General features: G+C 43.5%; 20 protein-coding genes and 4 pseudogenes. 16 read left to right on the forward strand and 8 right to left on the reverse strand.

Features of this window, described 5'->3' with window-relative positions; translation table 11 throughout:
• Positions 1-368 precede the first annotated feature (368 nt).
• Positions 369-851: a chemotaxis protein CheW gene (locus tag JCM21738_RS16020; RefSeq protein WP_023627417.1), complete on the forward strand. Its 483-nt coding sequence runs from the start codon at positions 369-371 to the stop codon at positions 849-851.
• Positions 852-910: 59 nt separating this feature from the next.
• Here the strand turns inward: JCM21738_RS16020 and JCM21738_RS16025 are convergent, their stop codons facing one another.
• On the reverse strand, positions 911-2,623 hold the full coding sequence (locus JCM21738_RS16025) for a methyl-accepting chemotaxis protein (protein WP_023627418.1): 1,713 nt from the start codon (positions 2,621-2,623) through the stop codon (positions 911-913).
• A 187-nt stretch (positions 2,624-2,810) separates the two neighbouring features.
• Between JCM21738_RS16025 and JCM21738_RS16030 the strand changes: the two genes are divergently transcribed.
• Positions 2,811-4,103: a DNA polymerase IV gene (locus JCM21738_RS16030; protein WP_031308410.1), complete on the forward strand. Its 1,293-nt coding sequence runs from the start codon at positions 2,811-2,813 to the stop codon at positions 4,101-4,103.
• A 131-nt stretch (positions 4,104-4,234) separates the two neighbouring features.
• Positions 4,235-5,644 (forward strand): NADP-dependent phosphogluconate dehydrogenase, encoded by a 1,410-nt coding sequence (gene gnd, locus JCM21738_RS16035; protein WP_023627420.1) that lies wholly within the window; start codon positions 4,235-4,237, stop codon positions 5,642-5,644.
• Positions 5,645-5,705: 61 nt separating this feature from the next.
• Here the strand turns inward: gnd and JCM21738_RS16040 are convergent, their stop codons facing one another.
• Positions 5,706-6,278: a YwaF family protein gene (locus JCM21738_RS16040; RefSeq protein WP_369385768.1), complete on the reverse strand. Its 573-nt coding sequence runs from the start codon at positions 6,276-6,278 to the stop codon at positions 5,706-5,708.
• Between the two features lie 196 nt (positions 6,279-6,474).
• On the opposite strand from JCM21738_RS16040, the gene JCM21738_RS16045 reads away from it, so the two are divergent.
• The gene (locus tag JCM21738_RS16045; RefSeq protein ID WP_023627422.1) at positions 6,475-6,678 is read left to right on the forward strand and encodes a zinc ribbon domain-containing protein; all 204 of its coding nucleotides are present in this window, start codon (positions 6,475-6,477) and stop codon (positions 6,676-6,678) included.
• Between the two features lie 43 nt (positions 6,679-6,721).
• On the opposite strand, the pseudogene zwf reads toward JCM21738_RS16045, so the two are convergent.
• Positions 6,722-8,219: pseudogene (gene zwf, locus JCM21738_RS16050) on the reverse strand (glucose-6-phosphate dehydrogenase).
• A 256-nt stretch (positions 8,220-8,475) separates the two neighbouring features.
• Between zwf and rnz the strand changes: the two are divergent.
• The 3 genes and pseudogenes from rnz (at position 8,476) to JCM21738_RS16065 (ending at position 10,904) form a co-directional block, all read left to right on the forward strand.
• On the forward strand, positions 8,476-9,405 hold the full coding sequence (gene rnz, locus JCM21738_RS16055) for a ribonuclease Z (protein WP_023627424.1): 930 nt from the start codon (positions 8,476-8,478) through the stop codon (positions 9,403-9,405).
• Between the two features lie 207 nt (positions 9,406-9,612).
• A pseudogene (locus tag JCM21738_RS24810) lies at positions 9,613-10,375 on the forward strand (HAD-IC family P-type ATPase); the annotation flags it as partial.
• A gap of 247 nt (positions 10,376-10,622) precedes the next feature.
• The gene (locus tag JCM21738_RS16065; protein ID WP_023627427.1) at positions 10,623-10,904 is read left to right on the forward strand and encodes a hypothetical protein; all 282 of its coding nucleotides are present in this window, start codon (positions 10,623-10,625) and stop codon (positions 10,902-10,904) included.
• 161 nt (positions 10,905-11,065) lie between these two features.
• Here JCM21738_RS16065 and namA read toward each other — a convergent pair whose 3' ends face one another.
• From namA to proC, 3 genes and pseudogenes are all read right to left on the reverse strand, one after another.
• Positions 11,066-12,088: an NADPH dehydrogenase NamA gene (gene namA / locus JCM21738_RS16070; protein WP_023627428.1), complete on the reverse strand. Its 1,023-nt coding sequence runs from the start codon at positions 12,086-12,088 to the stop codon at positions 11,066-11,068.
• An 80-nt stretch (positions 12,089-12,168) separates the two neighbouring features.
• Positions 12,169-13,314, reverse strand: coding sequence for a glycosyltransferase family 2 protein (locus tag JCM21738_RS16075; RefSeq protein ID WP_023627429.1), 1,146 nt, complete (start codon positions 13,312-13,314; stop codon positions 12,169-12,171).
• 60 nt (positions 13,315-13,374) lie between these two features.
• Positions 13,375-14,219, reverse strand: a pseudogene (gene proC / locus JCM21738_RS16080) (pyrroline-5-carboxylate reductase).
• 541 nt (positions 14,220-14,760) lie between these two features.
• Here proC and JCM21738_RS16085 point away from each other — a divergent pair.
• The 5 genes from JCM21738_RS16085 to JCM21738_RS16100 all read left to right on the forward strand — a co-directional run bounded on the left by JCM21738_RS16085 (position 14,761) and on the right by JCM21738_RS16100 (position 18,519).
• Entirely contained in the window at positions 14,761-15,726 is a 966-nt protein-coding gene (locus tag JCM21738_RS16085; protein WP_023627431.1) for an MBL fold metallo-hydrolase, read from the forward strand.
• An 11-nt stretch (positions 15,727-15,737) separates the two neighbouring features.
• On the forward strand, positions 15,738-16,529 hold the full coding sequence (locus tag JCM21738_RS16090) for an SDR family NAD(P)-dependent oxidoreductase (RefSeq protein WP_023627432.1): 792 nt from the start codon (positions 15,738-15,740) through the stop codon (positions 16,527-16,529).
• A gap of 130 nt (positions 16,530-16,659) precedes the next feature.
• Positions 16,660-16,953: a sigma factor gene (locus JCM21738_RS26030; RefSeq protein WP_052019757.1), complete on the forward strand. Its 294-nt coding sequence runs from the start codon at positions 16,660-16,662 to the stop codon at positions 16,951-16,953.
• Entirely contained in the window at positions 16,953-17,180 is a 228-nt protein-coding gene (locus tag JCM21738_RS26035) for an RNA polymerase sigma factor (protein WP_052019759.1), read from the forward strand. Before JCM21738_RS26030 ends, JCM21738_RS26035 begins: the two co-directional genes overlap by 1 nt.
• Positions 17,173-18,519, forward strand: coding sequence for a DUF4179 domain-containing protein (locus tag JCM21738_RS16100; RefSeq protein ID WP_023627434.1), 1,347 nt, complete (start codon positions 17,173-17,175; stop codon positions 18,517-18,519). Before JCM21738_RS26035 ends, JCM21738_RS16100 begins: the two co-directional genes overlap by 8 nt.
• A gap of 43 nt (positions 18,520-18,562) precedes the next feature.
• Here JCM21738_RS16100 and JCM21738_RS16105 read toward each other — a convergent pair whose 3' ends face one another.
• The gene (locus JCM21738_RS16105; protein ID WP_035209662.1) at positions 18,563-18,754 is read right to left on the reverse strand and encodes a YqzH family protein; all 192 of its coding nucleotides are present in this window, start codon (positions 18,752-18,754) and stop codon (positions 18,563-18,565) included.
• 229 nt (positions 18,755-18,983) lie between these two features.
• Here JCM21738_RS16105 and JCM21738_RS16110 point away from each other — a divergent pair.
• Both JCM21738_RS16110 and JCM21738_RS16115 read left to right on the forward strand, forming a co-directional pair.
• Positions 18,984-20,238: pseudogene (locus JCM21738_RS16110) on the forward strand (Y-family DNA polymerase); the annotation flags it as partial.
• 24 nt (positions 20,239-20,262) lie between these two features.
• Positions 20,263-20,601: a YolD-like family protein gene (locus tag JCM21738_RS16115; protein ID WP_023627437.1), complete on the forward strand. Its 339-nt coding sequence runs from the start codon at positions 20,263-20,265 to the stop codon at positions 20,599-20,601.
• A gap of 97 nt (positions 20,602-20,698) precedes the next feature.
• Here JCM21738_RS16115 and JCM21738_RS16120 read toward each other — a convergent pair whose 3' ends face one another.
• Positions 20,699-20,923, reverse strand: coding sequence for a CDGSH iron-sulfur domain-containing protein (locus JCM21738_RS16120; protein WP_415802648.1), 225 nt, complete (start codon positions 20,921-20,923; stop codon positions 20,699-20,701).
• Positions 20,924-21,064: 141 nt separating this feature from the next.
• Here JCM21738_RS16120 and JCM21738_RS16125 point away from each other — a divergent pair, with 141 nt between their 5' ends.
• Together JCM21738_RS16125 and JCM21738_RS16130 are read left to right on the forward strand one after the other, a co-directional pair.
• Complete coding sequence (locus tag JCM21738_RS16125; RefSeq protein ID WP_023627439.1) at positions 21,065-21,394, forward strand: iron-sulfur cluster biosynthesis family protein; 330 nt, start codon at positions 21,065-21,067, stop codon at positions 21,392-21,394.
• Positions 21,395-21,479: 85 nt separating this feature from the next.
• Positions 21,480-22,025, forward strand: coding sequence for a hypothetical protein (locus tag JCM21738_RS16130; RefSeq protein WP_035209660.1), 546 nt, complete (start codon positions 21,480-21,482; stop codon positions 22,023-22,025).
• The last annotated feature ends 39 nt before the right edge of the window (positions 22,026-22,064 follow it).

The following is a 22,064-nucleotide window of genomic DNA, read 5'->3' on the forward strand; positions in this document are numbered from 1 at the left end:
CAATAAACAAGGTTTAATAGACATTTCGGAAAGAGTGAGCCCACGAAATGTCCAATAAACGAGTTTTAATAGACATTTTAAAAAGAGTGAGCCTCCGAAATGTCCAATAACTAAGGTTTAATAGACATTTTGGCAAGAGGAAGCCCACGAAATGTCCAATAAACGAGTTTTAATAGACATTTTAAAAAGAGTGAGCCCTCAAAATGTCTATAATACGTGCTTGTTCATTAAAAATTCTAAAGGTGACCTTTTTGAATCCGATATAATATTTAGAATAACCTGCATATCCATTACATCATTCATCAGTGAACCATTTAATCTACATACATAGAGTGATAGACTGAAATTTATAAAGGATGTGGACTCACATGGCTGAGAGCAATAAGACGGTAGTTTTTCAAGCGGGGAATGAAGAATATGCATTTCCGATTCTGTATGTCGTTTCGATTGAAAAAATGGAAGGGATGACAGCGATCCCACATATGCCTGATTATGTAACAGGCATCACGAAAGTAAGGGGAGAGTTGATTCCGGTCATTGATCTGGAAAAGGTGCTGTACAACCGGGATATTCAAGTTGAAGACAAAACCAGGCTGATTGTGATTGAGACAGCGGAAATTTCAATCGGAGCCCTTGTGAGAGATGCGAAGGAAATTCTTGAGGTGCCTGCGGAAAACCTCAAGCAGCCGGGCCTTATCGCTTACCAAAAGACAAGCTTCATTACGGGTGTAGCTAATTTTGATAAACGGATGATCATGTTGATCGACCCTGAAACTTTGATTCAATCGCTTGAAGGCATAAAAGAAATAAAGGAATATATGCAAAATCAAAAGCAAGAGTTACATAACTAGAGCCGTTCTTCTGGAAGAATGAACAAAAAAGCTGACCCCATTAGGTCAGCTTTTTTTTGCTATAACTTAAAACTGGAGAATGACTTTCTCAGGTCTTCGGCCATGCTTGATAGTTTGCTGGATGATTCCAATAGTTCCTGCATCGTTGCATTCTGTTCTTCTGTTGTTGCTGCTACCTGTTCAAGGAATTGCGCGGATCTTGAGGATGCGGTAATCACTTCATTAGCAGACTGTGCCATGGATTCCATCTTTTCATTGGCATTGATGACTGCGTCGCTAACCGTGTTTCCCTTTGAGCTTACTTCCTCAATCGATTCGGCAATCTCAGCGAAAATTGTGGCTACTTTCTCCACAAGCTCATTGCCTTTTAGTACGGTTGCCTGGCTTTCATCCATGACGCTTACAGCCTGGTTTGTTTCTTTTCCAGTCTGCTCGAGGATGGTGCGGATACTGTCTGCTGCACCAGCTGACTGTTCAGCGAGTTTGCGAACCTCCTGGGCGACGACACCAAAGCCTTTTCCGTGCTCACCAGCCCTGGCTGCTTCAATTGCTGCATTCAAAGCGAGTAAGTTGGTTTGATTCGAAATATCAGTGATGATTTCAATGATTCTATGAATTTCCTGAGAATTGTTTTTCAGAGAATGAATCACATTCGCTAGCTCGGATACTTTACCATTGATTTGATCCATTTGTTCAGTGACGTTAACCGCATACTGTTTGCCTTCCTCGATTTTATTCTTTGTACTAGAGGTTGTATACAGCGTCTCTTTTAATGAACCGGTTACTTCAATTAATTGGGAAGAGACATTTTCAACCGCTGCATTTGTTCTTTCAGAAATTTTCACTTGTTCGTCAGATGAAGATGCCACCTGCATGATGGATGTTGTTATTTCATTGTTGGCTTCAGTCGTAGCTTCAGCATTGAGTTTTAAATTTCTCGACATTTCATTTACCTGGTTAGAAGACGCAATAATACTAGAAATGGATGCCTTCAAGTTTCCTGATAATTGGTTCATTGCCAAAATGATTTGGCCGACTTCATCCTTGCTCTTCGCTTCCAATGCTTGCACATTTAATTCGCCAGCAGCGAGTTTTTTGCAGTATGCGACTACATTGTTAAGACTCTTGCTAATGTTGCGGGAAACAATGTACATGGATACAGATGAAATAGTGAATGCAAATATGATAAGGATAAAAGTGTTTCGGATCATCGAAGCTATTGATGTATGGGTTTCCTTCATGATTTTGGTTCTGTCATTAAGGATCGTTGTTCTGATGGCACTTAACTTTTCGATGTTCATATCACGAATTGTTTCGGCTTTGTTCGTCAAGCTGATCTGGGTATAAATATCAACCTGTTCAAAGTTCTGTTGGAATTCTGAGACAGTCATCAAGATATCTTCTTCCCACACTTTATCCATATGCTCATCTATTTTCACAATAGCAGTTAGTAAAGTTTTTGCTTCTTCCGACTTTACATATGTTTGCAGTTTTTTCGATGAAGCACTAAATTGCTCAGCCTCTTTTTCATAGGCCGCAAGTAGCTCCGGCTTTGGTTCTGTTATGTAGTCTGTAATAATAATATATTTCTGGCGGAAAGAAGATCCCATTTCACTAATCATTATGGCATAATCACTTTTTTCCTCGGCTAGGTTGATTGCATTTTGCAGGTTAGATAAAACAGTCGTCAAATAAATGAAGCTCCCTAGAAAAATAACCATTATGAACGCGAAAACGGTTGCATACTTTCTGCCAATGGACCAATGCTGCATAAAAATTCCCCCATCTTTTCTGTATCCTTATGATTATTTATCGGGTATTCAATCAAAATATTTAACGTTTTGCCGCTTTTCTTCACACAATGTTCAAAACTCGACTCTACCTAAAACAATCTCAATATAAGTAATGAGATTGTTTTTTGATAAACTAGAAGGGAACGTATATTTGGGAAGTGGGATCATGAAAGAAATGTATCCAAAGAAGGGCAGAGTCATTTTGCATGTTGATATGAACAGTTTCTATGCTTCAGTAGAAATGGCTTATGATTCTGATTTGAAGGGTAAGCCACTGGCGATTGCCGGCAATCCAGAAGAAAGACGCGGAATCATTGTTACTTGCAGCTATGAAGCGAGGAAATTCGGCATCCGGACAACCATGCCTTTATGGGAAGCCAAGAAGCTATGCCCTGATTTAATCATAAAAAAACCGAATTTTGACAGATACCGTACAGCATCCGCTGCCATTTTCGATATTTTGCGCCAGTACACAGAGGTAGTCGAACCCGTTTCAATTGATGAAGGATATATGGATATAACGGAATGCTCCGACCTTGGAACCCCTCTGGGAATAGCTGAAAGCATCCAAAAAAGAATCCTTGAACAGTTGGACTTGCCATGCAGCATCGGTGTTGCCCCAAATAAATTCCTGGCGAAAACCGCTTCGGATATGAAGAAGCCGATGGGAATTACCGTTTTAAGAAAGCGTGACATTCCAAAAATCCTCTGGCCGCTCGAGGTCGGGGAAATGCATGGAGTAGGAACAAAAACAGCGGACAAACTAAAAAGTATTGGAATCGATACAATTGGCGGATTGGCGGCTGCGAATGAAATCCAGCTTAAAGGTCTGCTAGGCATCAACGGATTGAGATTGAAAGAAAGAGCAAATGGCCAGGACAACCGCCATGTGGATCCGGATTCTGTGTACGATTTTAAAAGCATCGGCAACTCGACTACGCTGCCACGTGATATTTCGAATCAGCATGAGCTCCTGAAAGTTCTTGATAGACTCTCGGAGCAAGTAGCTGCAAGGATGAAGAGGAAAGAAGCGGTCGCCACAAGCATCAGTGTAATGATTCGATTCAAGGACAGAAAGACGATTACACGAAGCCAGAAACTGCAGAATCCTGTATCGAAAAAGGAAGATATAGCTGCAGTAGCCAAAACAATTTTTCTGAAGCACTGGAATGGAGACCCTATCCGTCTGCTCGGGATAACGGGCACCGACTTGCTTGAAGCCGACAAAGCAGTCAAGCAGCTCGACCTATTCTCTTATGAGCAGGATGCGAAAAAGGAGCCTCTAATCAATACGATGAGCCAGTTGCGGGAGAAATACGGCAAAAATATCATTGAGAGTGCTGGCTTACAGGTGAAAAAGCCTCCAACTAAGGAGAATACCGGGGCAGGAACGAGCTTTAATAAGGATTTCCTCCAGGACCGCAGAAGAAGTAATGAAAGTGAGAAAAAAGATTTTTAATGAGGTTTATCAGCACCAGCTTAAGTCAAAATAAAGAGGAACAAACCAGATTGTTTGCAACCTCATACGTACATTGTTAAATTAATGTGTATGATTTGATAAATCAGTTTTATAAGGGAGGAAGAAGAAATATGTCAAAACAGCAAATCGGTGTCATTGGTCTCGCTGTCATGGGTAAAAACCTTGCGATGAACATCGAAAGCAGAGGTTATTCTGTATCTGTATATAACCGCTCAAGAGAAAAGACGGATGAAATGCTTGAGGAAACCAAAGGCAAGAATATCGTCGGAACTTTTACTATGGAGGAGTTTGTTCAATCGCTTGAAAAACCACGTAAGATTCTGATGATGGTCAAAGCTGGTGCGGCGACGGACGCGACAATTGAGCAATTAAAACCTCATCTGGATAAGGGCGATATTATCATTGACGGTGGCAATACATATTTTGTTGATACTCAGCGCCGAAACAAGGAATTGAGCGAGCTTGGGTTCCACTTCATCGGTACCGGTGTATCTGGCGGGGAGGAAGGTGCACTTCACGGACCTTCTATCATGCCTGGCGGACAAAAAGAAGCGTATGACCTGGTCGCGCCGATTTTCCAGGATATATCTGCAAAAGTTAATGGTGAAGCATGCACGACGTACATCGGTCCTGATGGAGCAGGCCATTATGTAAAAATGGTCCACAACGGAATCGAATACGGCGACATGCAGTTAATTTCTGAATCCTATTTCATGTTAAAGCATGTTGTTGGGTTAAGTACCCAAGAGCTGCATGAAGTGTTTGCTGAATGGAACAAAGGTGAGCTTGACAGCTATTTGATTGAAATAACGGCTGATATTTTTACAAGGAAGGATGACGAGACTGGCAAGCCGCTTGTTGATATGATACTTGATACCGCTGGCCAAAAGGGTACTGGTAAATGGACAAGCCAGAGCGCGCTTGAGCTTGGAGTACCGTTGCCAATCATCACAGAATCAGTTTTCGCCCGCTTTATCTCTGCAATGAAGCAAGAGCGTGTTGAAGCGAGCAGAGTACTGTCTGGACCAGAAGCAAAGCCGTTCAATGGTGACCGTGAGGCATTCATTGAATCAATCCGCAAGGCGCTTTACTTGAGCAAAATTTGTTCTTACGCACAGGGTTTTGCGCAAATGAGAGCGGCGTCCGATGAGTATGGCTGGGATTTGAACTATGGCGAAATCGCAATGATTTTCCGTGGAGGCTGCATTATCAGAGCGCAGTTCCTTCAACAAATCAAGGAAGCATTCGACCGCGACCCGGCATTGAAAAACCTGCTGCTTGATCCATATTTCAAGGGAATTGCAGATGGCTATCAGCAGTCGTTACGTGAAATTATCTCAGCTGCAGTAATGAATGGAATTCCCGTGCCAAGCTTCTCGGCTGCCCTTGCTTATTTTGACAGCTATAGAACAGAAACATTGCCGGCCAACCTGATTCAAGCCCAGCGCGATTATTTCGGTGCCCACACATATCAGCGCATTGATAAAGAAGGAACCTTCCATACTGAATGGATGGAATAAAAAGCAGCACAGCGGACCTCATGTTCGCTGTGCTTTTGCTTTGTTAATCACTTAAATCCATTCAAGACTCTGAATAAGAGGTTTTTTTCTCTCCTTTTAGCCAGCTCCGCAAACAGATCCATACAATTAAAATTAAAAAAACCAATAAACTTTCCAAGGATAATATGTACCATGGATAAGGTCCGAGTATATCCATGAAGCTAGGGCTTTTTGGTTTATGGCGTAAAAACCAATAATTTCCGTCAGCAACCTTATTAATTAACAGGATTGCTGGCAACAGCAGATTGATAAATAGAACAACTTTTATTACTGAACTGAATGTGGGGTAATAACCTTTCGCCCAAAGGAAATAAAGCGTTACCCACACAATCATCAGATGTGCATAGAAAAAGTGGAAAAAGCGGAAATGGGGAAAATCATATGTTAATGCAGATGTGATGATGGCTTGTGTTGCCCCTAATAAAGCAATGAAAAATAAAAGCTCGAAATATATCTTCATCCTTGTCAATAATAATCCAATTGCGAGCAGAAGACCTATATTGCATAATTCCAGCGGCATCGACCGGCCTAATTTCCAGACAGCGTGCTTGTACATCCAAAGATGATTGGTGATCTCAATCAAGATTAAGGACAATGCTGTTACCAGCTCCGCTTTCCTCCATCTTTCATCACTTATTTTTTTCGATTAACGAAAATGAAAGTATTAACCAATACACAGAAAACCAATATCGTATAATGACTCGCAGAAAACATATCGAAGTCGAAGTCTTGATTGCTGTGACTAAACCACTCCATGTTTTCACCTTAGCTAAAAACGGGAGATGGAATATATGAACGGAAATGGTTGTATAAAATGCGGAAGCACAGTTGCAGGGCAGAAGGATGTTGCGATGACAGGAACGGGCTTGTCCAAGATGTTTGATATCCAGAATAACCAGTTTACCGTCGTTTACTGCAAGAATTGCGGATACTCGGGGTTTTACAATAAAAATGCGTCTGCTGGTTCTAATATCCTTGATTTGTTTTTCGGATAAATAAAAAATCCCGCCTGTTGCCAGGGCGGGATTCCATGTTCTATTAGCATTTTTCAACATCGATTTCAGTGATTGGCCACCAGAAGAATCCATCTTTCTCTAGCAGCTTATCTGCTGCGTCAGGACCCATGGAGCCGGATGTGTAGTTAGGGAAGTTTGGTTCTTTCGTGTTTTCCCATACTGCTGAAATATTATCAACGAAGCTCCATGACAAGGCAACTTCATCCAGTGTGTAAAGTTCGTGGCGTCACCGCGCAATGAATCGAAAAGAAGCTTTTCGTATGCTTCAGGTGTGTTAAGTCCATCAATCCCTTTGTTTGAATAATTCAGCTTAACGGGTGTAGCTTCAGTACCCCGGCCAGATTTCTTGGCGTTCAAGTGCAGTATAATTCCTTCTTCAGGCTGAATATGAATGACAAGAAGATTTGGATTTACCGTTTTTTCTGACTGGTAATACAAATCTATCGGGATATCTTTGAATTGGATCACAATCTTTGTTGACTTAGCTTCATTCTTTTTCCCGTACGGATATAGAAAGGAACTCCAGCCCAGCGGAAATTATCAATCATCAGCTTACCAGCGACAAATGTCTCTGTATTGGATTCGGGATTGACCATTTCCTCCTGGCGGTATGCAGGGACATCTGTTTCATTCATGCTGCCTTGATCATATTGGCCGCGAACAAAATATTCATTGACTTCCTCGCCTTTTACAGGACGGAGAGCACGGAATACTCTTACTTTTTCAGAACGGATTTCATCTGTCGTCAGCTTGATTGGCGGTTCCATCGCGAGCAAAGAAACCATCTGCAGCATATGGTTCTGGACCATATCGCGCAGTGCGCCGCTTTTCTCGTAATATCTTCCGCGTTCTTCGACTCCAAGCGTTTCGCTTGATGTTACCTGGATGTTGGAAATGTACCGGTTATTCCAGAGTGGTTCGAACATTGCATTCGCGAAACGAATTACCTCAATGTTTTGGACCATTTCCTTGCCAAGATAATGGTCAATCCGATAGATTTCATCTTCAGAAAAAGCTTTCCGAATTTGCTTGTTCAACACTTTTGCAGATTCAAGATCATGTCCGAATGGCTTTTCGATGACAAGGCGTTTGAACCCGGATACGTCGGTAAGCTTATCCTTCTTTAAATGCTCAGCAATCGTTCCAAAAAACTCTGGTGCCATTGCCATGTAGAAAATCCTATTGCCATTAAGTCCGTAGTGGCTGTCCAATTCCTCCGCAAGCTTTCCAAGAGCGAGATAAGAACTTGAATCAGTAACATCATGGGAATGATAATAAAACTTAGAAACGAATTTGTCTATGTCAGCTTCCGTCTCCCCATTTTCCTTCACAGATTCTTTTACCCTCAGCTGGAATTCTTCATTTGAAAGTGAACGGCGGGCAACGCCGACGACCGCGAATTTGTCCAGTTTTTCTTTTTTAAACAATTTATAGAGGGAAGGAAACAATTTACGTTTTGCCAGGTCTCCCGTAGCCCCGAAGATCATGATTAAAGCTGTTGGTTTTTCGGTTTGTGCCACAATATAGAACCTCTCTTTTATGTAAATTTAAAAGTATGTATAAAAACACTCTACAAATACAAAATTTTATCCCTTTAGAGAACAATTAGCAACTGTTAAAGCTGAGCTTAGTTTTCTTCCATTTGCATGGAACTATCCCAGCATGAGTTAAATCCAGCGTTTGGTTTAGATGAATAATGACTGTTGTGATATATTGAAAGAAATAATACTTGCCTGTAATGATTTCAGGCATTTTGTACAGGAGGATGTCAGGATTATGGATGTATTTTTTCTTGGAACAGGGTCGGGTGTACCAGCCAAGCTGAGGAATGTTACCTCAATCGCACTGAAATTACTTGAAGAGCGGGGAGCTGTCTGGCTGTTTGACTGTGGAGAAGCAACCCAGCATCAAATTTTACATACAAATATCAAGCCGCGGAGAATTGAAAAAATTTTCATTACACACCTGCACGGAGACCATATATATGGCCTGCCTGGGTTGCTGTCGAGTCGTTCCTTCCAGGGTGGAGAGTCGATGGTTACGGTGTATGGGCCTCCCGGGATTAAAGAGTATATTGATGTATCTTTGAAAATCAGTAAATCCTACTTGAAATACCCGATTGAGATCATCGAGCTGCAGGAAGGCGTCATTTTTGAAGATGAGCAATTTATCGTTGAAGCAAAACTCTTGGAGCATGGAATTCCATCATATGGGTACAGAGTGAAGGAAAAGGACCGTCCAGGGACACTTCTCGCCGACAAGCTTCAAGCTGCAGGGGTTAAACCTGGGCCTGACTACAGGAAAATCAAGAATGGAGAAGAAGTCACATTGGACGACGGAAAAGTCATCAATCCTGCTGAATTTGTCGGTCCACTTCAAAAAGGAAGGATTGTCTCAATTTTGGGTGACACGAGAGTTTGCGAAAATGCTCAATTGCTTGCCAATAATGCTGATCTTCTCGTCCATGAGGCGACTTTTTCTGCAGATGAAGGTTCCCTTGCCGATGAGTATTTCCATTCGACCACTCTGCAGGCAGCAGAAACAGCGTTGAATGCTGGTGTGAAAAAACTGTGCCTGACCCATATTAGCTCAAGGTATGACCGCAATGACTGGAAGAAGCTTGAAGCGGAAGCACGGACAGTGTTTGCCAATACTGTGGTCTCAGAAGATTTTATGGAAATTTCGGTACATTATGAGCAAGACTGAATAAAAGGGGGGTATGGTTGAAAACAATCTATCTTGTACGTCATGCAAGTGCGGCTGGCCAGCTTTAGACTCTCCACTGACGGAGGCTGTTGAAAAACCTTGGGCTCGCTAAATACCGCAAGGAAGGTAAGCTTGTTTATTATTCACTGGTCGATGACCATGATAAAGCAGAGATTATCCATGAGAAAAAGAAACCGTTCTGGCAGGAAGGCGGAAAAGGCTCCTTCTCATGCCTTCGTTGACCGCTTCGCCAAGTATTACACTCCGATCATTATCCTTGTTGCATTTTTGGTCGCTATTGTACCGCCACTGTTCTTCGGTGCAGGGTGGAGCGAGTGGATTTATCAAGACCTGGCCGTCCTCGTTGTCGGCTGTCCGTGCGCACTTGCCATTTCAACACCAGTTTCAATAGTGACAGCGATTGACAATGCCGCTAAATGGGGTGCTTGTCAAAGGCGGCGTCCACCTTGAGGAAATGGGCATGCTGAAAGCTATTGCCTTTGATAAGACTGGGACGCTCACTAAAGAAGTGCCGGCTGTTACCGATTTCAAATTGTTATCTGATGAAAATTCAAGCGGCCTTTTTGCAGTAATTGCCGCCCTTGAAAATAAATCACAGCATCCACTTGCTTCTGCGATTGTCCGTAGGGCAGAGGCAGACTCAGTACCGTATAGGGATACTGTAATAGAGGATTTCACATCGGTAACGGGTAAAGGATTAAAGGGGACAATCGATGGAATTGTTTATTATATCCGCAGTCCTAAATACCTTCGGGAAAATGTTGAAGACGGAATCCCGGGTGCGGTAGCTGAAGGAATTTCACGCCTGCAGTCTGAGGGCAAAACAGTGATGGCAGCAGGAGTTGAGTCTAGAGTACTTGCTTTGATCGCGGTTGCCGATGAAGTAAGAGAGTCCAGCAGGGAAGTCGTTTCCCGTCTGCATGAGCTTGTTATTGAAAAAACCATCATGGGTGGCTCACCCTCTGGATCGCGATATTCGCCGACATGGGCGCGACCCTGATTGTTACTTTGAACGGATTGAGGCTTTTAAGAGTAAAGGATAATAGGCGATTACGCCATGTTTGGGATATGAATTCCCTAAATGGTAGGTCAGATGATCTTATTCCAAGAGTTTTTCATTTTACCCACCCCAGGCCGAATGATTTTAAGCTTTTAATAAAGTTAAACATAATTTGCTTTTTGTTGGAAGTTTAATATTGTCAGTAGTTCCTGACGGCAGAAAGACATTTGGCGAGATGGCAAGAGTTTGCCGCAAGGATGGCTTGGTGCTCGTATTCGATAAATTTGCTGAGCCAGGGAAAAGCTTATCCATTTTTAAGAAGGCTATTAGGCATGTGATCAAGGTCCTTGGAACAGATATCAGTGTATCTTTTGAGAAAATCTCCGAATCGCAAAAGACAAATGTCAGGCTGATTTCTGATGAAGGAGTCATGTTCGGGAATATGTACCGCAGGATTTTGCTGAAAAAGGTTCTATAACTGCCCGGCTTGCTCGCTGGGCTTTTTCAATTTCCTTTTTTAGTACTGCTTCATGAATCACAACGCCACAAATTAATAGATATCGACCACATTCACGAATATATCGACCAGATAGATAGAAAACATTAAAGCCGGCACCTAGTGAAGTCCCGGCTTTAATATTAGAATATCCATCCTCGTTCATATTGTTTTGGAGACTCGATACTTGTTCCAAGCTCCTTAGCTGCTGTCCTCGGCCAGTATGGATCACGCAGCAGTTCGCGGGCGATGAAAATCAGATCGGCGCGATCATTCTGCAGGATTTCTTCTGCCTGGATTCCGGTCGTGATCAATCCAACCGCGCCAGTAGCCACATCGGCTTCATGCTTGATTTTTTCAGCAAATTTAACCTGGTAGCCTGGATAGGCATGGATTCTTGCTGGTACAACTGCGCCTGAGCTGACATCAATCAAGTCAACTCCCAGTTCTTTTAGCGATGCGCCAATTGCTACATAATCATCGACAGTCAGGCCTTCTTCATGATAATCATATGCAGAAACCCTGACAAACAGAGGTCCATCCCACACTGTTTTTACCTCTTCAAGGACTTCCCGGAGGAAGCGGAAGCGATTCTCGGCATTGCCGCCGTATTCGTCCTCTCGTTTATTCGTAAGAGGAGATAGGAACTGGTTGATCAAATATCCATGTGCAGCGTGGATTTCGATTACATCTAAGCCTGCACGCTTTGCCCTTTCGGCAGCCAGCCTGAACGCCTCAACTGTTTCCTTGATCTCTTCAAGCGTCATAGCCTTTGGTTCTTTGTACTTATCATCAAAAGCAATAGCAGAAGGGGCAATGATTTCATTGCGCAATGCAGCTTTTCGGCCGGCATGTGCCAGCTGGATACCAGCAGCGGCACCGTTCTGCTTGATTTGTTCCGTCAAAGCTGTCAGGCCGGGCATGTGCTCATCGCTCCAGATTCCCAGGTCCTGGTGGGAAATCCGGCCTTGCGGAGTAACTGCTGTTGCCTCAAGAATGACCAATCCTACCTGGCCGACAGCACGGCTCACATAGTGCGTCATATGGAAGTCTGTGACAACCCCATCTTCTTTTTCGCATGAGTACATACACATCGGAGCCATGACAATCCTGTTTTTCAATGTAAGATCTTTGATTTTATAAGGTGAAAATAATTTCTTTTCCAATCCAAAAGCCTCCTTATATTTCGTTAACCAAAATATAATTTAAGTATAACAGGGCTTTCCGAGGAAAGGAAAAATTGTACTCACCGTATTGTGTTTTTTCTTAATTCCGCAAGTGTATACTTCGTTCCGCGCCAGATGATGCCGCCTCTTCTGAAAGTCAGGTAGCTGGCTCTCAGTATGGAGAAAATGAACAGAAGGGCTGTGAAAGGCAGGACCAGGAACAGCCATGGTGAAAAGCGGGTCATTTTCTTGGTTACCAACACATAAAGAAGACCCAGGAACAAGAGATTAACAGCACTAAGGATTGCCACTGCCTGATTATCTGAGAATAGAGTAAAGAACGGCATGACCTGTGAAACAAAGACACCAAATACTGAAAACAGCACCATGCTGATCCGGTAGTGAAGGCCGGCGAAGGTGTTTTTCTCAAGGCCAGCTAAAGCATCACTCAAGCTTTGGTACCATTCCACTTCAATTAGCGTCATTGCAGTGACAATACGCTGATTGAGACCCATTCGCTTTACCATCATCCCCAGTTGCAAATCATCATCAGGACGCATCTTGATATATTCATGAGTGCCGACTTTTTCATAGGCCGACCGGGTGATCATATTGAATGCCCCAATGCCTACCCCAGTCTTCGAACGCGGATTATTGCCGAGCCACGGTCTTTTGTAATAGGAAAAGCCAAACAAGAAGAACGCAACGAAGGCCTTCAGCCAGAATGGCTTTGCACTAAGGTTAGGAGCCGCGGTCAAATGATCAAGGCTGTGTTTCTCAAAATAGCCAATCGCTTTTGAAAAAGCTTCGGGACTATACAAAACATCAGCGTCTGTAAATAAAATCACATTCCCTGTCGCGCGCTGGCAGCCTTTATGGAGAGCGTGGTTCTTGCCAATCCATCCTTCTGGCAAGCTATCGATATGAATCACTTCGATTCTTGAATCCAACCTTTTTAAGCTCTCCATCACTTTACCGGTACCATCCTCCGATCGGTCATTAACAAGGATCCACTCGGTATTTTTGTAGGTTTGGTTCAGGTGGGTGCGAATGCTTTGTAAGATATGGTCTTCCTCATTCCTGGCGGCTACGATTACGCTGAGGAGTGGTTCTTGGCCAGCATAGTCTGCCTGTTCGAGGGAATCCAATTTCCTGAAACCAATCAAAGCGTCAATCGACGCTGCAATCCAGATCAACATAGTTAAAGATAGTAAAATGATAAGCACCAAGCACACGTCCCTGTAGTTTTTCTCCATTGTAGAGAAACACAGGACCAAAATGCAATTTTAGAGCGGCCGGTTTGCTGTTGCGAGTTCATCGCCAAACAGTTGGCCAAGCCTTTTGGATTGGGCTGTGGCTTCTTTGATACAGGATACGAAAGCAGTTTGGACACCATGCTGCTCAAGAATGCTTATGCCAGCTTCAGTCGTACCGCCTGGGCTGGTCACCTCAAAGCGGAGCTGCGCAGGCTCCTTATCAGACTTCGAGAGCATTTCCGCCGCTCCAAATAGCGTCTGGATAATCAGCTGCTTCGCGGTTTGCTTTTCAAGACCGATTTCAGCGGCACTTTTCTCCATCGCTTCGACTAGGTAATAAATATAGGCTGGTCCGCTTCCTGATAGTCCTGTGACTGCATCAAGCTGATATTCCTCAACGTTTGTTGTCAGGCCGATCGTGTTAAAAAGCTCCTGCACCAGCTTTTTTGCGTTTCACTCACATGGGAGTTGACTGCCAGGGCAGTTGCCGATTTACCAATTGCAGCCGAGGTGTTTGGCATGGCCCTAACCACGGCCAATGATTTTTCCGCCGCTGTTTCAATAGCGTCAATTGAAACTCCAGCGAGAACAGAAATAACAAGCATTCCTTCAGGTAAATAAGACTTGATCTCCTCGATCGCAGATGCTGCATCCTTTGGTTTCATCGCCAGGACAACTGCATCCGCGTCTTTAAAAAGCATTCCTGAATCATATGTCGTTTTGACTCCATGTTTCTGTTCCAGTGTTTTCAATCTGTCAGTATCCTGTTTATTTGTGACCCAAATTTTCTCTCCCGGAAGAAGCCCGCTTGCTCCTATTCCTGAAATCAACGCTTCTGCCATCGAACCTGCGCCAACAAAAACAAGCTTCTTCATCAAAATCGCCTCCATAATAGTTGTTTTGCGTAATTTGTTAAGATATTCTCAACGGAAAAATAAAAAGGCCCTTCATCCATAAAAGGACGAAAGGCCATGCTTCCGTGGTACCACCTTCATTCACTTCTTCGGCCAACGCCAAATAAGTGCAGCTCAACACCCGTTAACGCCGATATACGTCCAGGTTTGCCTGGCAGCTCGCAAGGTAGGGTTCAACATGAAGAGGGTTGCGGAGTCTTTCAGCCGGTGGACTCCACTCTCTGGCACCATTCCTGTCTACTCGTCTTGCTCAAATGCTTTTTAAGATTTTACGAAATTTTAATAGTGATTATGCAAGAAAGACAACCCGTCTGTCAAGAGGAAACGATAAGTTTTTGGTTTTTTCTGAAAATAAAATGTGAAAATAATGACATTTGCCCGCTTTAAAGGTAAAATTAATTTTATATTGAAAAAATACCAATACCAGTAAAGTTGAATGATTACTTGAACAAACAATTCGTTTACTTTATAGAAAAATAATGTTTTGGGGTGTATAGATAATATGGCTGAATGGAAAAATGGAATTGCCAAACTGACTTTACCGACGCCTTTCCCGGTCGGTGATGTGAATGCCTATTTGATTAAAGGAGACAGGTTGACGCTTGTTGATGCCGGAACGAAAACCGAGGAGTCCTGGAAGTCATTCAAAGCGCAGCTGGCTGATTTAAAATTGAAGCCGGAGGACATTGAGCAGGTGATCCTGACTCATGACCACCCTGATCACGTTGGAATGCTGGACTACGTTTCACCAGATCTTGACGTACATGGCCATCACCTGAATGAAAGGTGGATCAACAGAAATCCAGAATTCGAGAAGGAGCAAAAAGAATTCTATGAGAAATTCTTTTTACAACTAGCAATACCAGGGCAATATTTTGTGCCATCGATGAAAGTAATGAAGAAGACATTAGTATTCTCTTGTAATCGCTCATTGACTGGTACTATTCAGGAAAATGACATTCCTCCAGCACTGCCAGGGTGGAAAGTGATCGAGACTCCTGGACATGCCCAGAGCCATATCGTGCTATTGCGCGAAAAAGACGGCACGATGATTGCCGGGGATACGATCCTTGCTGGGATCTCACCTAATCCAATACTGGAACCGCCGCTTCCAGGCGAAACGGACAGGCCGAAGCCATTGGTCCAATATAACCAGTCACTTAAAAAACTGCAGCAGTACCCGATTGGACTAGTATACACCGGACATGGAACGGAGATAACAGAATTGCAAAGCCTCATTGAAAAAAGGCTTGCACGCCAGCATGACCGGGCCATGCAGGTAAAGGAAATGCTTGAAGGCAGAGAACTGACCGTATTTGAGGTTTGCAAACTGCTCTTCCCGACAGTCTATGAGCGTGAACTGAATCTGACCATCTCCGAAACTGTCGGCCAAATTGATTATTTACAATCCCTTGACGCAATTTCAGTCAGGGAAGAAGGGAACTCCTTCGTTTATACAGCAAAATGAGGTGAAAGACGATGTCATCCTTGAAAGGAAAAAATATAATTATAACAGGTGCCTCCGGGGGGATTGGGGCCGAGATTGCCAGGCTTTGCGCTGCGCGCGGAGCGAATCTCGTCCTTCTGGCCCGGAGTATCGATAAACTTGAGAGTTTAAAAAAGGAACTACAATCAAAGTATGCCATCAATGTCCATGCCCAGCAGCTGGATGTATCAGATACAGAAGCAGTCAAAAAGGTCTTTTCTGAGGTGCTTTCTGACATCCGCTATGCTGACATATTGGTCAACAATGCCGGATTCGGCATCTTTGATTTCGCCCATGAGGCAAAAATCGATGACATCAAATCCATGTTCGATGTGAATGTCGTTGGCCTGATGGTCTGCACAGCAATGGTGCTTCCGGGGATGAAGCAAATGAGAAGCGGCCATATCATCAACATCGCGTCACAGGCTGGCAAGATTGCCACGCCGAAATCAAGTGTCTATTCAGCAACAAAGCATGCGGTGCTGGGCTATACGAACAGCTTGCGCATGGAAGTTGCTGATGATGGTATTTATGTCACATCGGTCAATCCTGGTCCAATCGCTACGAACTTTTTTGAGGTCGCAGATAAACAGGGAACCTACGTGAAAAATGTAAAACGTTTTATGCTGCAGCCTGAATACGTGGCAAAACAAGTAGTCAATCGCATGATGACGAGAACACGTGAAATCAATTTGCCTCGCTGGATGAGTCCTGGAAGCATTATCTATACACTGTTTCCTCGCACATTCGAACTTTTTGGCAAAAGAGTTTTTAATCAGAAATAACTTTAGTGGTAAAATCGATTTTATCTTTAGAAGACCGCCTCGTAAAAATTTTGGCGGTTTTTTCAATTCCGTAAAACTTTTTGCTGCGTTCCATGTCTAATAGATAGATACAAAGTCAGGGGGAGACATTTTGGAGCTTCAAGAACTCGTACATAGAGCTAAGAAAGGCGATGAAGCGGCTTTTTACGATTTGATGCAACTTCATAAAGTACGCCTATACCGGATCGCCCTCAGCTATCTGAAAAATAGCGAGGATGCAGTCGAAGCGCTGCAGGAGGTCACCTACAGGGCGTTCCGTTCAATACGGAGGGTGAAGGAGCCTCAATACTTTACAACGTGGCTGACAAGAATTCTGATAAACTACTGCAATGATGAATTAAAAAAGAGGAAGAGAATCCTCGTCAGCGATGATCTCATCAGCTGATGGGAGCTGAGCACCAGTCCAGCTGGCTTGAGGTCGAGGAAGTCATCGGCAATCTTGATTCCAAAACGAGGCAGGTCATCGAACTGAAATACGTGCATGATTTTAAAATCAAAGAAATTGCCGAGATACTGGAATGCCCTGAAGGTACCGTGAAGACGTGGCTGAATAAAGGGCTGAAAGAACTTCGCGGACAGCTCGAAGATAAAGGGGGATTGGGCTATGCTTAATGCCGAGGAAAAAAAGCTGACACAGGCTCAGGTGGCACTTGAGAATATCGAAGTTCCTGAACTCCAGCTGGATCAGGCAATCGCTGCCGGGATCAGCAAAGGAAAAAGAAAAAAGAAGAAAAACCTTTTGTTCATTAGGACATTCGCATCTGCGGCAATCCTGATCTTTGCTTTTACAGCGATGCTTCGGACGTCAGAGACATTTGCTTCGTTTGTCACCTCAATTCCGGGGATGGAGAAGGTTGTGGAGCTTGTCCGAAATGACAAAGGACTGACTGCAGCCGTCGAAAATGATTTTGCGCAGAAAATCAGAATATCTGATGAGCATGACGGCATCAAGATTACGCTTGATTCAGTGATTGTTGATGAGCAGATGATGGTGCTGTTTTATAAGCTTGAATCTTCTGGAACAAAAAAAGATCTTACAATTGAAAAATTTTTGCTGACCGACAGTGAAGGGGAGAATATTGAAGAAACTGTTTTTTCTTATTATGACTCGTTCGATGCACACAATAAGGAACAGATGTTTACGGCCACATATGAATTCTATAATGATAACCTCCCTGAAGATCTCGAGCTAAGCATTGAACTGGCGGAAGGAAGAATAGATGATAGTAAACCTTCTAATAAGCTTGATTATATCTGGGTGCTTCCGTTTTCAATAGACAAGGATGCCTTTAAAGATAAAAAAGAAATATACGAAGTTAATGAAACAGTTGAGTTTGAAGGCCAGAAAATCACTGTTGAAAAAGTGTCGATCTACCCGACGAGAATTGGGATTACTGCTCGTTTTGATAAGGAGAATACCAGGCATATTTTCGGTTTTAATGATTTAAGAATTGTGGATGAAACAGGTGAAGAATGGGCGGCAATTAACAATGGGACCATTGCCAGCCATAAAGATGAGTCAACAAAGGAATTTTTCCTGCAAAGCAATTATTTCAAAAAGCCAAAAGAGCTGTATCTTCGCTTCAATTCCTTGCGTGCAGTTGATAAAGACGAGCTGGAAATCATTGTCGATCCAATGAAAATGAAAGTGCTGAAGGCTCCAAGTGACGGCAGATTGCTGAAGATTGACAGGGAGGAGAATCTATTGATGCTCACTTTTCAAAGGGATTCGAAGGAAGGACATACAAACATTTCATTTGAACAGGCAGTCGATTCGAATGGAGATGAGATTGGTGACGGCTCTGCTTCTTTCCGGTGGAGCACGAATGAACTGCCGGTTGATATTTTAATCCCCTATTTCGGTGAAGGAGCAGCTCCTGGCCCGATTACCCTAAAGTTGAATGATTATCCCGCAACAATCAAAGGCGAAGCAAATATCAGATTAAAATAATCAAAAGGCTGTCCTGCAGGGCAGCCTTTTCGATTCTGTTTTTTTAGGTAGCCAAAAATTCATACACCGCGTCATTGATGAGTTCATGCAAATCAGCATCAGGCTCCTCATTTTTCTGTTCCACAATCTTTAAGTATAGTTCATCGAATTCCGCCTCGCCGAACGGCAGTGAACCATCATGCCGGTACTGGACGAAGCATTTCTGGACCATTTTGCGAATGAGTTTTTTATCCATAAAAAAAAGCACCTCTCCTCCTGATTATACTTGGAGTTTGCCTTGGAAACACCCATCCATAAAAATCTCCAGTCCTGGCATGACTCACCATTTACACCTTAATTAAGTCAGTCGCCCGGAAAATTACCATTGAAACCGAACACATATTCGCTTAATATAATGGGTATAATGAAACGGAACAGATGTTCTTATTGTCGATTGATACCCATGCGGAAAGGAGAAAAGAAACATGGTCGATTACAGCGAAATGCCGCAAAATAAAATTTTATGTGTGGATATGAAGAGCTTTTATGCGAGCTGTGCCGCCGTAATGCTTGGCCTTGATCCGCTTGACTGCTATCTGGCTGTCGTCGGGAACCTTGACCGCCCGGGAAGCGTGGTCCTAGCAGCCTCACCGCGTTTGAAAAAGGAGTTTGGCATCAAGACTGGATCAAGAAAATTTGAAATTCCCGATGACCCGCGAATTGTTGTCGTTGATCCGCAAATGTCCACGTATCTGCGAATTTCCACTGAAATCTCCCGCGTATTCAATCGCTATGTACCAAAAGAAGCAATCCATACCTACAGTGTTGACGAAAGCTTTATAAAGGTGGACGGAGCTTCGAAGCTTTGGGGTGACGCTGCTTCAATCGCTAAAAAAATCAAAGATGATATTGAGCGCGAGTTCCAGCTTCCCTGTGCGATTGGAATTGGGCCGAACATGCTGATGTCGAAGCTATGCCTTGACCTCGATGCAAAAAAGAAGGGCATTGCTGAATGGACCTATGAAGATGTCCAGACGAAGCTGTGGAACGTCTCGCCGCTCAGGGAAATGTGGGGAATCGGCCGCCGCGTCGAGAAAACACTGAACAGCATGGGGATTTTTACAGTCGGCCAGCTGGCCCGCTATGACCTAGAGAAACTGGAGAGAAAATTCGGCATCATGGGCAACCAGCTATACTGGCACGCATGGGGAATCGATTTTTCGGATATCGGTGCCCCGATTATGGAAGGGCAGGTCAGCTTTGGGAAAAGCCAGATTCTGCTTCGCGATTATAAAGAAGAAGAGGAAATCAAGCATGTCATCCTCGAAATGAGCGAGGAAGTCGCGCGAAGGGCAAGAAGCCATGGGAAAGCAGGACGGACCATTAGCTTTGGGATCGGCTACAGCCAGGATGAATTCGGCGGAGGTTTCCACCGCTCAAGGACAGTTGAGGAGCCAACGAATATCACGATGAACCTGTATCGTGTCTGCCTCGAGCTTTTTGCTGAGAACTACACGGGAAAGACGGTGCGAAGCATTTCAATTTCTCTCGGGAATCTCGTCACCGACAGCGAATTTCAATTGAATCTATTCGAAAAAAAACGGCTGGAAAAAGAAAGAGCTTGGCTACGCAATGGACCGGATCCGCAGCCGCTACGGCTCGACAGCGCTCTTAAGAGCGGTATCGTATACGGCAGCCGGAACAGCAAGGCATCGCGCCGCACTCGTTGGCGGGCATAAGTTGATAAAGGAGGAGGAGAGCAAGATGATTCGCGACCGAGGAAGAATTAAATGGACGTCAATGATGCTTCCAGAGCATGTCAAGATGCTGCGAGACTGGGCACAGGAGGACGAATATGAAAAGGAAAAGCAGCTGGATGAACAGCAGCTTGAACAATTGAATGAAACAATCCTCGAAGCGATGGAGTATAACCGCCCGCTCAGCATCACCTATTTCAGGCACAGAAAATATGAATTGGTGATCGGGAAAATCCATTATTGGAATGAACTTGGGCAGAAGCTCCATATTGTCGACAGATTCGAAGAAATCCATCGCATCGGGATTTCACATATTGCTGATGTCAGGCTTGCGGATGAATGGTAGTTGATTTACTGGAAAAATCCCAGCCACCCTGTTTAATAAAGACACTGGAAAGATTCCTATAAAAAAGAGCAATGGATTGCCCATTGCCCTCAAAAAATTATTCCGTTTCATCAGCTTGCGGCGCACGCACGACTGATTCGAATTTCCCTTTATGGGAAGCATCACAGAACGGCATGTTTTTGCTCATGCCGCAACGGCAAAGCGAGAAAACAGGCTTCGTTTCATATTTATTGCCGGCACCATCCAGCAGCTCAACATCGCCGGAAATCCTTAATGAACCATTATCATTCACCTTTATCGTTACTTTTGACAAAATAAGCACCCCTTTCAAATGTTACAAGTATCTTTGATAGTAAAAGCTAAACGGAAAAATTGCAAGACTATTTTGAAATTCACCAAGGGCTATAAAACGAAATAATGATCACCATATGGTAAAATGAAAAATCGGAAAGGGAGTGCAGTCATGAAAATAAAAATCACCGAAGCAGCTTCAAACAAACTGCAAGAAAAAGTATCGGGAAAACAAGGGTATATAAAATTGAAATATGATATAGAAGGATGCGGCTGTGCAGTAAGCGGGGTAGCCGCCCTCTGGTTTGAAAGCGAACGATTTGAGGAAGAAAACAAGATAGAGACGGGCGGAATTCCGATCTATATGGAAAAAGCCAAGGAAGTCTTTTTTGCCGAAGAGATGACGATTGATTATAAGGATACAGCAGGGTGCTTCCAATTAAAGAGCCCGAACGAATATCTGAATCCAAGAATGAGCTTCCATGATAAAAGGATGTTATGAGTTTACAAAAAATTGAAAAAAAGGTTAAATAAGAGAGAGCGATGTAGAAATACATAGAAGTTTGACGCAAAGGCAGGGGAGAAAGATGGGGAAATTGTGGAGGCAAGCGATATTGATTTTGTGCATGCTTGTGCTGTCAGCGTGTGCCTATAAGACTGCGGGAGAAGCAATCCAAAACGATATTCCGTTCAACATCAAACAAACCGTACACAAGGAAAAAGTGGAAGATGGATGGCTCATATTTTACACAACAGAGCAAAAAGACGGCTCTAACACATTCGACGCACTGGCAGCGGCCTATATCAAAGGCAGCGAAAAAGAAGGCTGGGAAAATGCGGGGCATAACCACTGGACTTATTATAAAAATGATTTCATGATCCTGTATGCCGACACTTTCACAACCTTTAAAGAAGACGGAACATTGGACACGAAGATCCCTGTGATTTTTGGGAAGGTCGTGAATCCGGATATCAAAACAATTGAAGCCGCAGGACCAGATGGCAAGTTTACCAAAATAGAAATCTTTGAAAAAGAAAACGAACGCTATTATTACGCAATTGGTGATTACAAAGAAGTCAGGGCACTGGACGCCGCAGGCAAAGAAATCGATCGCCAGGGAGAAAAACAGTAAAAAAGATTGGCTCGAGAGATGAGCCAATCTTTTTTGTTT

This window comes from Mesobacillus boroniphilus JCM 21738 (assembly GCF_000517385.1).
GTDB classification, from domain to species: Bacteria; Bacillota; Bacilli; order Bacillales; family Cytobacillaceae; genus Mesobacillus; species Mesobacillus boroniphilus.

Excerpts from the sequence above, each read along its gene's own strand:
- JCM21738_RS16025 (WP_023627418.1), bottom strand. The coding sequence starts at position 2,623 with ATGCAGCATTGGTCCATTGGCAGAAAGTATGCAACCGTTTTCGCGTTC.
- JCM21738_RS16100 (WP_023627434.1), top strand. The coding sequence starts at position 17,173 with ATGCTTAATGCCGAGGAAAAAAAGCTGACACAGGCTCAGGTGGCACTT.
- JCM21738_RS16085 (WP_023627431.1), top strand. The coding sequence starts at position 14,761 with ATGGCTGAATGGAAAAATGGAATTGCCAAACTGACTTTACCGACGCCT.
- JCM21738_RS16115 (WP_023627437.1), top strand. The coding sequence starts at position 20,263 with ATGATTCGCGACCGAGGAAGAATTAAATGGACGTCAATGATGCTTCCA.
- JCM21738_RS16105 (WP_035209662.1), bottom strand. The coding sequence starts at position 18,754 with ATGGATAAAAAACTCATTCGCAAAATGGTCCAGAAATGCTTCGTCCAG.
- JCM21738_RS16030 (WP_031308410.1), top strand. The coding sequence starts at position 2,811 with ATGAAAGAAATGTATCCAAAGAAGGGCAGAGTCATTTTGCATGTTGAT.
- JCM21738_RS16125 (WP_023627439.1), top strand. The coding sequence starts at position 21,065 with ATGAAAATAAAAATCACCGAAGCAGCTTCAAACAAACTGCAAGAAAAA.
- JCM21738_RS16130 (WP_035209660.1), top strand. The coding sequence starts at position 21,480 with ATGGGGAAATTGTGGAGGCAAGCGATATTGATTTTGTGCATGCTTGTG.
- JCM21738_RS16090 (WP_023627432.1), top strand. The coding sequence starts at position 15,738 with ATGTCATCCTTGAAAGGAAAAAATATAATTATAACAGGTGCCTCCGGG.
- JCM21738_RS26035 (WP_052019759.1), top strand. The coding sequence starts at position 16,953 with ATGGGAGCTGAGCACCAGTCCAGCTGGCTTGAGGTCGAGGAAGTCATC.
- rnz (WP_023627424.1), top strand. The coding sequence starts at position 8,476 with ATGGATGTATTTTTTCTTGGAACAGGGTCGGGTGTACCAGCCAAGCTG.
- JCM21738_RS16020 (WP_023627417.1), top strand. The coding sequence starts at position 369 with ATGGCTGAGAGCAATAAGACGGTAGTTTTTCAAGCGGGGAATGAAGAA.
- gnd (WP_023627420.1), top strand. The coding sequence starts at position 4,235 with ATGTCAAAACAGCAAATCGGTGTCATTGGTCTCGCTGTCATGGGTAAA.
- JCM21738_RS16045 (WP_023627422.1), top strand. The coding sequence starts at position 6,475 with ATGAACGGAAATGGTTGTATAAAATGCGGAAGCACAGTTGCAGGGCAG.